The sequence below is a fragment of the Streptococcus sp. HMSC077D04 genome (assembly GCF_001808785.1).
Classification (GTDB): domain Bacteria; phylum Bacillota; class Bacilli; order Lactobacillales; family Streptococcaceae; genus Streptococcus; species Streptococcus mitis_BX.
Map to the genome: position 1 here is coordinate 750 of NZ_KV794511.1, position 12,454 is coordinate 13,203.

General features: G+C 30.9%; 12 protein-coding genes and 2 pseudogenes. 12 read left to right on the forward strand and 2 right to left on the reverse strand.

What is annotated here, in order from left to right; genetic code table 11:
• Both HMPREF2701_RS02580 and HMPREF2701_RS02585 read left to right on the forward strand, forming a co-directional pair.
• Positions 1 to 282: DUF5962 family protein (locus HMPREF2701_RS02580; RefSeq protein ID WP_070482035.1), on the forward strand; the 282-nt coding region annotated here is incomplete at its 5' end.
• Positions 283 to 295: 13 nt separating this feature from the next.
• Entirely contained in the window at positions 296 to 586 is a 291-nt protein-coding gene (locus HMPREF2701_RS02585; RefSeq protein WP_000998897.1) for a DUF5966 family protein, read from the forward strand.
• An 82-nt stretch (positions 587 to 668) separates the two neighbouring features.
• On the opposite strand, the gene HMPREF2701_RS02590 is transcribed toward HMPREF2701_RS02585, so the two are convergent.
• Entirely contained in the window at positions 669 to 1,529 is an 861-nt protein-coding gene (locus HMPREF2701_RS02590) for a helix-turn-helix domain-containing protein (RefSeq protein WP_049474982.1), read from the reverse strand.
• A 191-nt stretch (positions 1,530 to 1,720) separates the two neighbouring features.
• On the opposite strand from HMPREF2701_RS02590, the gene HMPREF2701_RS11185 reads away from it, so the two are divergent.
• The 9 genes and pseudogenes from HMPREF2701_RS11185 to HMPREF2701_RS02625 all read left to right on the forward strand — a co-directional run bounded on the left by HMPREF2701_RS11185 (position 1,721) and on the right by HMPREF2701_RS02625 (position 11,685).
• Positions 1,721 to 1,894 (forward strand): hypothetical protein, encoded by a 174-nt coding sequence (locus HMPREF2701_RS11185; RefSeq protein WP_049474981.1) that lies wholly within the window; start codon positions 1,721 to 1,723, stop codon positions 1,892 to 1,894.
• A 178-nt stretch (positions 1,895 to 2,072) separates the two neighbouring features.
• Positions 2,073 to 3,008 carry an ABC transporter ATP-binding protein gene (locus tag HMPREF2701_RS02595; RefSeq protein ID WP_001245731.1) on the forward strand — a complete coding sequence of 312 codons (936 nt, stop codon included), beginning with the start codon at positions 2,073 to 2,075 and terminating at the stop codon, positions 3,006 to 3,008.
• Positions 2,992 to 3,741 (forward strand): ABC transporter permease, encoded by a 750-nt coding sequence (locus HMPREF2701_RS02600; protein ID WP_261674397.1) that lies wholly within the window; start codon positions 2,992 to 2,994, stop codon positions 3,739 to 3,741. The genes HMPREF2701_RS02595 and HMPREF2701_RS02600 overlap by 17 nt, the downstream gene beginning before the upstream one ends.
• Positions 3,742 to 4,470 (forward strand): ABC transporter permease, encoded by a 729-nt coding sequence (locus HMPREF2701_RS02605; RefSeq protein WP_049522133.1) that lies wholly within the window; start codon positions 3,742 to 3,744, stop codon positions 4,468 to 4,470. It begins immediately after the preceding gene.
• Positions 4,471 to 4,615: 145 nt separating this feature from the next.
• Entirely contained in the window at positions 4,616 to 4,831 is a 216-nt protein-coding gene (locus HMPREF2701_RS02610) for a plantaricin C family lantibiotic (RefSeq protein WP_049522134.1), read from the forward strand.
• An 82-nt stretch (positions 4,832 to 4,913) separates the two neighbouring features.
• Positions 4,914 to 8,165 carry a type 2 lanthipeptide synthetase LanM family protein gene (locus tag HMPREF2701_RS02615; RefSeq protein ID WP_061756822.1) on the forward strand — a complete coding sequence of 1,084 codons (3,252 nt, stop codon included), beginning with the start codon at positions 4,914 to 4,916 and terminating at the stop codon, positions 8,163 to 8,165.
• A gap of 6 nt (positions 8,166 to 8,171) precedes the next feature.
• Positions 8,172 to 10,295, forward strand: a complete 2,124-nt coding sequence (locus HMPREF2701_RS02620) for a peptidase domain-containing ABC transporter (RefSeq protein WP_070482037.1) — start codon at positions 8,172 to 8,174, stop codon at positions 10,293 to 10,295.
• 63 nt (positions 10,296 to 10,358) lie between these two features.
• Positions 10,359 to 10,586, forward strand: a pseudogene (locus HMPREF2701_RS10575) (iron-containing alcohol dehydrogenase); the annotation flags it as partial.
• Between the two features lie 208 nt (positions 10,587 to 10,794).
• Entirely contained in the window at positions 10,795 to 11,685 is an 891-nt protein-coding gene (locus HMPREF2701_RS02625; RefSeq protein WP_049474976.1) for a hypothetical protein, read from the forward strand.
• A gap of 137 nt (positions 11,686 to 11,822) precedes the next feature.
• Here the strand turns inward: HMPREF2701_RS02625 and HMPREF2701_RS02630 are convergent, their stop codons facing one another.
• Positions 11,823 to 12,020 (reverse strand): hypothetical protein, encoded by a 198-nt coding sequence (locus tag HMPREF2701_RS02630; RefSeq protein WP_004249782.1) that lies wholly within the window; start codon positions 12,018 to 12,020, stop codon positions 11,823 to 11,825.
• A 159-nt stretch (positions 12,021 to 12,179) separates the two neighbouring features.
• On the opposite strand from HMPREF2701_RS02630, the pseudogene HMPREF2701_RS02635 reads away from it, so the two are divergent.
• Positions 12,180 to 12,454, forward strand: a pseudogene (locus HMPREF2701_RS02635) (peptidylprolyl isomerase); the annotation flags it as partial.

Sequence of the window (12,454 nt, forward strand, 5' to 3'; positions counted from 1 at the left end):
ATGGAAGATACCTATTATCAATTAGAAGAGGCCTTGGTACAGGGATTTCAAACGCCTGAAGAATACCAAACCTACAAGGAGCTAAAGGAACATTATGAGGAAGTGACAGGCGATTACAGTTTTTCTAAACGAGAACTCACTAGTCAATTGGAAATCTCTCTTCAGAATCATCGAGGTGTGGACTTTGAAGAACATGAAAAAGAGGAGTATTTGGACTTAGTTCAAAAATTAGAAGAGTTTGATTCCTCTCTTGCCACCCATTATCGTCAATTGATTGACTAGAAAGGAGAAAGTCATGAATGATTTACTCCTTATCCCAGTAATTTTTTTAGCAGTAGGAGGAATTCTCATTCTTTTATGGAGACTCTTTCTTATTGCCAGTGGACTTTTCCTGATTGGTTTTGTCAGTTTCCTTATTTTCGTTGAGGTCTATGGAATTTATCTTCTCTTTACAGAAACTGAACTTTACACGGCAGATTTAGCTCAAAATGGATTATTTGGTTTTACGACTTTCTTTATCATCTTTAATTTAGTTTTACTTGCTTTAGCATGCTGGGCAGGATACAAGTGGAAGAGGGGATATTAACAAAAGTGGAGAAAACGACATTAGTTTCTCTCCACTTTTATGTTTCTAATTAATTGGTAATTATAACTTATTACGATCGAAGTCACCTATCCTTATCTTTCAAAAAATGGTCAATTTTAGCCATCAAGAGCTTGTGCTCGTATATTTTACAAATATCACGAGCCTGTAAATAATAGTCAAGAATTTCATCGTGCTTTAAAAAATCTTTTCCGGCATTTGCAACGATAGTTAAAAGAGGTGCTAGCTGATAGCTGGTCTCTTTTTGTTTACAAAAATCAATGGTTTCTAAGGCTTCTTGGACAGCTTCTAACTCCTTACCTTTAGAGTGTAAATAATAGGCAAAATTATGTTTAACTCGAATATAACCAAATAAATACTCTTGGTGATTTAAATCTTTTTCCTGATACAAACTGATAAGAAGTGAGTTATTTTCTTCATATTCTGCATCACGTCCTACAGAAAAATAAAAATTAGATAAAGTATTGAGAAGTTTAAGATACACAGATGAGCTGACCGAAAGCTTTGGCAAAGCGTTTTCTAGATTGGCGATAGCTTCATCTTTGGAACTATGTAAGTAGAAAAGGATAATCGCTTGAATCCATAGAAGATAAAATTCATCCTCAGTAGATAGATACTGAGACTTTTCTTTTTCTAAGTTTAATAGGTATTCTAAAGCCTCGTAATTACGATCTTCAAGTAATTTTTCTGCTAATTTCTTAAACGGTGTTATATTGGAAGTCATTTCAATCTGTTCATCGAAAAAATAATCTAAGGGAACTTGAAGCCGATTTGCAAGTTTATAGAGTAAATCAGCAGCAGGCATATAGTTGCCACGTTCTATTTTGCTGATTTGACTTTGCTCACAAATTCCTTCAGAAAGTGTTTTTTGTGAGAAACCTTTTTCTTTTCTCTTGGATTTTAGTTTATCAGATAATATGGTCATCTCTAACCCTCTTTAAATAAATTTAAGATTAATTATATACTTTTAATCTCTATTTTTCAACTTTCTAATACAAAAATAGTCATAAAAAAATAAAATAAAAAAAAAAATGATAAAAAGAATTGTTTTTTATTGACAAATAATATTTAAAGTAGTACACTTACAAGTGTAAAGATAAGAAAAAGGTGGTTAATATGAGTATTTTAGCAAAGTTTCGTAAAATCATTTTTATGTTGTCCTTTTTAGGATTGTTTGGAAGCGGTTTCTTTTACAAAGAACCTGTAAATCAATCACAATATATCTGGGAATCGAGAATTATACAACAAGCTGCAACAACTAAAGAAGTTGATCTGGGACTAGCGGATTGATTTGTTAAACTTTTTGTGAAGTAACATTTATACAATGGATCATGCCACAGATTGAAGGGTTTAAAGGGAGCTTGTAAGTTTGATATACCCTATTACCCTCTCATATAACTAACTAGTTATACAGGAACTACTTTATTATATCTCTTAATGTGGGTGTACGAATGTTCGGAGGAGAAAAATGAGAAATCCAGTAATACAGACATTTAATTTATCAAAATCCTATGATGGGAAAATTGTCTTAGATAGGATAGATTTTACATTAAGACAGGGAGAAATCTATGGCTTACTAGGAAGAAATGGTACTGGAAAGACAACCTTTATCAAGGCTATTTTAGGCTTGACAGCTATGGATAGTGGTGAAGTGAATATTCTATCTGAAAAACTGTTAGGTGAATTTTCTAAGGATTTGCTATCTCAAATCGGTGTGGTATTGGACAGTGCTTCTTTTTATCCTAATTTAACGGGACCTGAAAATCTCTCTATTTTTGCAAGATTGAGAGGGATTTCGCTAAAACAGGTGGAGCAAGCTTTACAAGTAGTAGGATTAGATGGGGAAAATAAAAAACTATTCAAGCAGTATTCTCTGGGAATGAAGCAAAGGTTAGCAATTGCTAACGCTATTATGCACCAGCCGAAAATTCTGATATTAGATGAACCAACAAATGGTTTAGATCCTATTGGTATCCTTGAAATGCGCCGTTATCTAAAGGAACTCAGTACCAATCATGGCATTTCGATTTTAATATCCAGCCACATTATTTCAGAACTTGAAAAGCTTGTAGATAGAGTTGGGATACTGCATGATGCCCACCTTATGGCTGAAAAGACTATGAAGGAATTAATAGATGGTGCAGATAAAAGGAAAATCCACCTAATTGTTTCGGATGCTCCTCAAGCTAAGGAAGTGCTTTGCAGGATAAATCTGCAAGAACAGATTAGTATTCTTTCGGATATAGAACTTGAACTTCAGGGAGAATCACCTACTTTTGACATTGCAGTCGTATCTAACTCCTTAAAAGACAACGGAATAGTTCTAAAAGAATATTCTTATAAAAACAATGAAAGTTTAGAGGATTACTTTAAGCGGATAACAGGAGGTGAGGGAATTGCTTGATTTAGTGAAGATTGAATTTCTCAAACAAAGGCATCAAAAACTGAATTTTGTCGTATATGGTGTTGTTTCCCTCTACCTAGCTCTCATCTGTTATTATGTAAATGATGCGAGAGGCTTGTTTGACTCCTTTCCCTTTGTCTATAAATTCTCTTTGTCTTATTTAAACTTTTTGATTCTCCCTTTGTATTGTGTTTCCTATACAATACAGGCATTTGGTGTAGAATATCGCTATCGCATCATGAACAACTTGAAACTCGCTTCAGCAAATCTAATGAAGACATTCTGGGCTAAGATTTTGTATATAGAAATCAACGCTCTGTGTATCATGTTATTCACCTATATTTCGGTTTCCTTATTCGCACTACTATCCCGCTTTTCTTCGACAGTCAGTTTGTCTTTATTATTAAGATTCTTCTATCTTTGTATGAGTAGTGGTATCTTAATTCCCATGGGAGTATTTCCTTTAGTTGCTTTGGTCATGATAAAAGTCAGAGGCAAGGAGATAGTTGGGAATTTGGTCGGTGTCATGTATGTTTTAGTGTCATTTTTTTTAGCAAGGACGAGTCCAAATATGAGTCCAGTAACAAGTGCTAACAGTTTAATCTGGGAAGGAAACAGAGAAGGAGTGGTGCTTCAACAGCCAGCTATCTTATCGATTATTGTACTAGGTTTATCTTTACTTGTTTTGTCTTTCTTTTCCATTAAATCTTGGTTAAGAAAGGTGGATGAATAAATGTTGATGCTAGAATTTACTAAACTAAGAAGGCGAAAGATACTGTATATGATTCCCTTTGTAGCCATCCTGCTCTTTTTGTTAGAGTTTATGATTGGTCATCAGATTTATCAAGGGCATTCGTACGGTAGTGTGAATGGCTGGTATGTAGAAAATGGTTTCTTCTTTTTGAACTACTATTTTCTCCTCCCTTTTGCGAGCATGATTTTAGTGGATTTGATAAGAATAGAACAAGTGTCTAAAACGATTTCAAATCTCAGACTGATTCCTGTCGATTTGAAACAATTACTCCAAGCGAAGTTTATGCTTGCTTTGTTGATTAATCTACTAGTCAGTGAATTCACTTTTTTGGCTATGCTAGTCCTAGAGTTAATGGATGGTGATTTTGCTTTCTCTAGTCTTACAATGTTATCTTGGGGACTTGTTTATGGAGCAATTGCTTTTGCTTATACACTGTCTGCTGGTATTATTGTCCTCTTCTTAGGAAAATATCGGAAGGAACTTATCCTTGCCCTGCCACTTGCCTTTTTATTGTCATTTGCAGGTTTGTTTGCTTTAACAACGGTTGTTGGGCGGTATTATCTGGCAAATTTACTACTAATCATCCTGGAGGAATTCACTGTTTTAACAGTTTCTGTATATGCCATATGGCTGATTACCTTGGTGGCATGTCTCCTTTATTTGTTGGCAGATAAACGCATGATGAACATTATTTTTGCTTATAAATGACTGTAATCATAACTTTCAGAGTTATAATTACAGCGGATTTAAATATTTGTTACTGGTATCTCTTTTGAATTTTTTAATCCCAAAGGTTTGAGGTGTCACTATATTTAATAAGAGAAATCAGTAACTAGAAAGGGATTAAACAATTATGTCTGATTGGAAAAAACCTATTTACGAATCACTAAGTACAGAAGGTAATCCAGCTGGGGATATCTTGCGTGAACTTAGCGATAGCGAGATGGATCAAACTATGGCTGGCGGAACAGCTAGATCTTATTGTGCATGTTATTCAGGAGAGAATTCTTGTGGTCGTGGTTGTACTATCACCACAGAGTGTCCTTTCTTAACATTCATTTGTTGTTAATAGATTAATTCTATTGAATCTTTGGGATAGGTGACACCTAAAAGTAGGATGTCACCTGTTGTTTTATATTTAGGAGTTGAAAATGAATCGAAAATTAAACATAACAGATTTTAAAGATGCTTCTTATTTCTCTGAAAGAAAAATTTCTAGTCATGATTTAGGGGATGGTTTGAAATCAAGAAAAAGAAAAGAGTTTTGGGATAATTTTATTGGAGAAGGTTCTAATGAATTTTGGGAATATTTACAAGAAAAAAATGATTTTTCTAAACATGATTTAGATATTTTTTTGGAAGAACATACATATGATGTGAAAGATATAGATTCATTTTCACATATGAACGAATTTATAGAGTTCTTTTTTAAGAGAAATGATTATACATTACCAGAGTTTTATATAGTTGACAGTGAGGGAAAACGAAAACCTATTTTCAGTAATTTTGTCATACCATTTTTGAAATTTGCTGCCTATAAACTTGAAGATAATTTGAGTAGTCAGAATTTGAAAGTCACTAGAGACGTCTTGAATAGTTTATTAATTGCGTTATTCCAACAAATTTTGAATATTTCTTACAGAACATTGATATTAGAATTACAAGTTCTGAAAGAACAAAATATGTTAAACGGTGAAACTGGAGAAAAAAGATTTAAATATTTTTCAGAAATATACTTATCGGACCATTTTTGGGATATATTAAAAGAATATCCTGTTATGTTTCGATTAATTATTGAAAATATTCAAAATTGGGTTACTAATAATGTAGAATTTTTAACAAACCTAAAAGAAGATAAAGCATTATTACAGGAACATTTTTCTATCAATGGGGAGTTAACAAAGATTGAATCTGGTGTGTCAGATTTTCATAATCATGGAAAATCAGTATATCTCCTTTGGTTTGGAACAAATAAGTTAGTATATAAACCAAGAGATTTAATATTGGATGTGAAGTTTCAAAACTTGCTTAGCTGGTACAACCTGAAATTCAATAAAAATCTATATGTAACAAATATTTTGAATCGTGGAAATTATGGATGGGTAGAGTACATAGAACACTTACCATGCACATATGAATCTGATTTTATTCAGTTTTATACACATCTAGGATACTTGTTATTCTTATTATTTGCTATGAGGGGAAACGATATTCATTTTGAAAATATCATAGCTAAGGGTAATAGACCAGTTCTTGTCGATATTGAAACATTATTTCATAATACAACGGAATACAGAAAGGAATACGAAACGGCAGATAAACTAATATTCTCTTTATTAGAAAAATCTGTGAAAAGAGTAGGTATTTTACCTAATATAGTTTGGGGTAAAGATGGGAACTCTGGGGTGGATATTAGCGGTCTAAGTTCAAGCGCAGGAGAGATGATTCCGATTGAACGTGCAAGTATCATGCATAGTATGACGGATGAAATGAAAATTGGTTATGAACAATCCGCATTGCAAAGTAAAGATAATCAGCCTTTTATTCTATCGGGCAAGGATGTTGATTTGAATTCATATAAAAATTACGTTTCTGCTGGCTTTAAAGAAGCTTATGAAATTATTTCAAAAGATCCTTCATCAATAGAAGAGTTTCTGGTTGAGATAGAAAAATTTAATAATGCGTATTCTAGACAAATAATGAGGCCCACACAATTTTATTCTAATTTAATACAAACATCTTATCATCCTAGTTTTTTAAGGAGTGGTCTAGATAGGGAAATGTTATTTTCAAAAGTTTGGAAAATAGTTTTTGAGGATAAAAAAGTACAAAGAATAGCTAGTTCAGAATTCGAATCATTATTATTGGGTGATATTCCATTATTTCAGACAAAAATATCTGATAGATTCTTATGTTCTGAACTAACGAAATATCAAAATTTCTTTAATATTTCAGGAATAGAATTAGCAATTCAACAAATAAAAGACTTTTGTCAGAAGGATATGGAATTTCAATTAAATTTGATTGAAACAACTTTGAATTACGATCCTTCTTATAATTTAGTTCAGGATTCTTTTGTACCTCTAAAACCATCTGTAAAAGTGATACATAATTTAAATCATAAAGAAATACAAGAAACTAAAAGTAGAATTGTACCTCTAACAGAAAAAATTGCTGACTATTTATCTAAAATTTCATATAGTGGTACTTCAGGAGATATATGCTGGGTAGACATGAACATACTGGGAGAGAAAACGAATGATTGGAATATGGTTCCAATCGGATGTGATCTGTATAATGGTATATCAGGTATTATGTTATTCTATTTATTCTTATATTTGGAGACCAAGAAAAAAGATTATCTCATATACTTGAAAAAATGTTACCGATCTCTCAAGTATTATTTAGATTCAAGAAAGCAATTTGCTAATCACTCTCAGGTATTGTTTGGAGGTTTTTCTGGAGAGACACCCATTATATATGTATTATTGTTGCTGAAGACAAGGATGGCTGAACACTTTAATTCTGATGAACTAGATGTTTATATCTATGATATTATTGATGATTTGAAAAAAGGGTATAGAAATGATGAAAATTTTGATGTTCTTGTAGGTTCTGCTGGTGCGATTATACATTTGCTAAATGTATTTGAAGTTACTAGAGACGAAGCTCTCTTGATATTAGCGCATGATATATTTAGTCATTTAGAAAAAAATTCTATAAAAATTACTATTGAAGAGCAAGATGGAAGAGCATGGAAAGGAACGATGGCTTCCAATCCTTTAGCGGGTTTTGCACACGGAGTCTCAGGAATTGTGTGGGCGTTGTCAAAACTTAGTAGATATTTCCCAGAAGATAAAAAGCTTAAAACTATAATTAAACAAGGTATAATTTTTGAAAATTCTATGTTTGATACTGAAAAATCTAATTGGTCAGATTATAGAGAAACAGAAAGTGGTATCAAATATAAAGATATTGTTGAAAATATTCCTGTTTCATGGTGTCATGGTGCTCCGGGTATACTTATAAGTAGATTAGAATTGTATAAAAATAATACATTAAATATAGAGTTTCGAAAAACAATGAAATCTGATATGGACGTAGCTATTGATACAACAATAAAATATGGTTTTGGAAAAAGCCACTGTCTATGCCATGGAGACTTAGGGAATCTAAACATTCTATTTTATGTTGCTAAGAAAACGAACTCTGAGCATTTATACAGCGTAGTTTACTCCTATCTTAATACGATTCTTGATGATTTAGAATCAGAAAATTGGAAATGCGGTCTTCCGTATAAGAATTCTCCAAGTCTAATGAGTGGAATAGCTGGAATAGGATTAGGCTTACTAACTTTGAATAATTTATCAATTCCTTCTGTAATTAATCTAGAAATTTGGTGATTCAAATTGAAAAAGGTAAAATTCATACAACAATTATCTGATACCAGTTGTGGTTTAGCATGCATGGCAATGATTTTAGATTATTATGGGCATGAGGCAAACTTATATGAATTATGCTGTGATTTTGAGAATTCAAGGGATGGATTATCCATTAGAGATATTAAAAATATAGCTTCTTATTTTGGATTGGATTCAAAGGCGTCTGAGATTTTAAATGTTAAAAAATTTTTGGGGAACAAATTTGTAGAACCCTATATAGCTTTAACTAATAATGCTCATTATATTGTAGTGGAAAAACATAATGAGCATAGTGTTGTATTCATCGATCCAGAACAAGGTAGAATAACAGAAGATATATCAAACTTTGCAAATAATATATCTGGTATTGTAATCTTCTTCTCACCAAATAGGAAATTTACTAAAAAAAAGAAACATAATAATTTTTTTAAAATATTGAAGATAGGTAAAATTGATATTAAAAGGCTAAGTTATATTTCTTTAATATCAATCTTGGTACAGAGTCTCACCTTATTATTACCTTTGCTAACAAGGTTTATTATTGATAATGTAATTAGCAAAGGAGAAATGTATCGTTTAGGGATGCTTATTTCAGTTTTTTCCTTAATTATATTTTATGCGTTATTTAGCTTCATACGAACTAAATTAATCATTATAGTTGAGAAGAGATACATATTTACATTAAAAGATAAAATTGTTGGCAAAATTTTCACTCTACCTATGAAATTTTTTGATAGTAGATCTTCAGGTGAAATTGTAACTCGAATCAATAATTTAGATTCTTTAGAGAAAATAATTTCAAGTGGAATATCAAGTTTGTTAATTGATCTATCTACAATTATTATCGCTTTTATAGCTATGGCAATGATTTCATTATATTTCACACTTATAATCACATGTTTTGCTATATTTTTGTTTATTGTTTTATATTTTTTGTTAAAAAAATTGGAAGAAAAGAACTCAAATTTTATCAGTTCTAAAGAATTGACTCAAGGTTATCTGATGGAAATTTTTTCTAATTTATTATTTTTGAAAGTCTCAGCAAAAGGAGATGTTTCATATACTAAGTGGAAAGAAATGTTTAGTAATGAGCTTAAATTTGATGTAGAGCGTGAAAATTATCTAAATATTTTTCAGACTTTTATTTCTATTTATAGACTCGTACCAAACTTACTAATTTTAATTTTGGGAGGTCTCGAAGTACAGCAGCATACAATGTCTCTGGGGAGTTTAATGTCATTTTTATCATTGGTTTCTTTGCTTCTTTCACCTATTACTCTGATTGTACAAAACTGTTTTCAATTTCAATTTTGTTTTACAATTTTAGATAGAGTTTTTGATATCATTTATACTCCAGAAGAAAAAAATCAATTTTCTATTCCTAAACTACCTCCATTTGAAATGATGACTTTTAGAAATTTGAATTTTGCTTATGGTAGTGGCTGTAAAGTTATTTATGATTTAGCATTAACTATTAAGAAAGGTGAGCGTATTGCTATAGTGGGGAGGACAGGTTGCGGAAAAACTACACTTATTAAATTATTGCTACGGCTGTATGATGTAGAGAAAAATACGATTTTATATAATGGTAATGATATTAATTTATTTGATTTAAATAGTTATAGGAAGAGTTTCGGAGTTGTTTTACAAAATGATGTAATGTTTAACGACACTGTGATTTCCAATATAGATTTAACTCATAGCCATTCTATGGAGGATGTCATTTCTGCAGCAAGTTTAGCTGAATTAGATATAGAGATTAATAATATGCCCATGGGATACTATACTAGTATTGGGGATAATGGTAATAATTTATCAGGTGGGCAAAGGCAACGCTTAGCAATAGCTCGAGCTATTTTGCAAAATCCAGAGATTATGATTTTTGATGAAGGTACTGGTCAATTGGACACTATAACAGAGAAGAAAATAATGGATAATTTAAAACATAAAGGAATTACCCAAATTTTTATAACTCATAGACTATCTAACGCTCAGGAATACGATAATATTGTTGTTATGGATAACGGTAAAATCATAGATAGCGGAAAACATGATGAGTTATGTGGTAAAGAAGGTATGTATAAAAGGCTTTTTGAAACCTCATATAATTAATTTTGATTAGATTTTATGAGTCTGTACAAGAAGTCTCGAAAAGCAGAACACGCATAGTATCAAGTAGAAGGTAAATCAGATGAAGAGTGTGCCGATTACGCAATTGCTGAGATTGAGAAGATTTCTGAGACAGTAGGTATTCCTAAGAAATTGACTGAACTTGGTATTGAAGAAAAAAATTTCGACTTTGAATACATTTCTAAGAATGCCTTGATTGATGCATGTGCACCAGGAAACCCATTTATGCCAACTTTAGAAGAAACGATTGATTTTTATAAAGAGTTGTTTTAAGAAATAATCAGTTTAATTGTTTGCTAACTTAAATGTTATTTAAAGGATTGAGTTTTGTACTGTACAATGCTCAATCTTTTTTTGTAGTATGGAGTAAAATATAGATTATCCTTCCCTCCTTATTGAAATCTATTTGGTAGTTTTTAAACTGAAAATATTTATTTTTTTGTGTTATACTAATTTTATAATTACTTTAGGAGGAATAAAAATGGATTTATCATTTTTAGATTGGATTAGTCTAATAGCAAATATTGTAACTATTTTAGGGATAAGTGGGTTTTTAAATGATTATCTTAATAAAAGAAAAGATGAGAAAAAAATTTCTAATGACGTTTTATCTAACGCGATAAAATTAGCAAGTTTAAGTCTCGATATTTATGATCTAAAGGAACAAAAAATTTATAGAGCTTCTGATTATATCAAGGTAATAAAAACAAATCTTGAAGAATGGAAAGATTTAATAAATAATTTTGAGATAAATAGAGACTGGCAACAAGAAGAAAAATATAATCTACCAGATACAGAGGAGCATAATTTGACTTCAACTGAACAGTATAATGATGGGGAAGAGTATATGAGTACAGATTATGTATTTTGTGATGGAGAAAGTCAGCAATGCTTGTATGAGGAAGAGATACAGGATTATATAAATAATTTCAAAAAACTTTCAAAAAATGAGCAAGAGAACATATTAAAAATTGCAATATATAATGATATTTTTGATCAGCATTGGAAAAATTTCGAAGGGGATTTAAGATTATCAGAAAGCATTATTAGAGATTTTGTCGATGCAATTCTTTTATCTATTACATCCGAAGGTTTAACTTATAATGCTTATTTAAATAGTGATTTTGAGACATTAAGAGTAATTCAAATTGAAATAGATGAGCTACTAAAGTATATAGAATTGTATGTTAATTCAAATGTTAAATATGCAATTGCTCTTAAAAATCCATTTATTATTTTCCAAGAAAAATGGAAATCAAATCATAATCTTCCAATTGAATTTTCAATGGAGGATTATGCTATTCGTAGATTATCAATTATTGAAAAATTACTACTGTTACTAGATAAAATTGATAGTGAACTCCCAAAGTAAAAAATTGTTAAAGTTTTATACAATAATGGAATCTAAAATATATAATAAAAATTAGAATTTAGGTGTAAAAATATCTCTGGATAAAACTTTTATTTAGAGATATTTTTATATAAAATTTTTTATAAGGAAAAAGTTAGTCAAAAGACTTTATCTGAATCTAAATTCGGATAAGGTTTTTTATTAGCCTTGATTCTTTCATATACTTCATAGCTAAATTGGAGTAATAATTTATGAAAATCATTATCCTCACTATTATTACTTGTATTTATGGCTTGTTTATGTCGTTCAATATGAGAAAGAGCTCTTCTCAAATTTTCTTCTTTTAATTTGTTCATGTTTATATTATAAGCTGAAGACAGCTGGTTTTGATATTTTTCTCTGAACTGTACGATTTTGCGCCTGAAATGTAGGAATTACCTTTCGTTGTGATGTGATAAAACTTACAAGTTCTTTTTGTTATTCTTGACCTAGTTTTTATAGAAAGAAGGTCTAAGATGTTAAATAAAGTCAAAACTAAAGCCTTAATTAGTGTCGGAGCAGTGGCTGCAACTAGCTTTATTCTCATGATGGGATATACTGCTGGTCAACACTCGACAGCTAAACAAAGTCGTAAAGAGATTGAATTGGCTGCAGCTAAACTTGTAGAGGATAAACAAGCAGAAGATAAAGCCAGCATTTTGTCATCGGATACTGTAAAAGAATTTTTGACGCAGTACTATACGAAAGAAAAGCTCGGAGAAAATAATACACGTATTCAACCTTATATGAC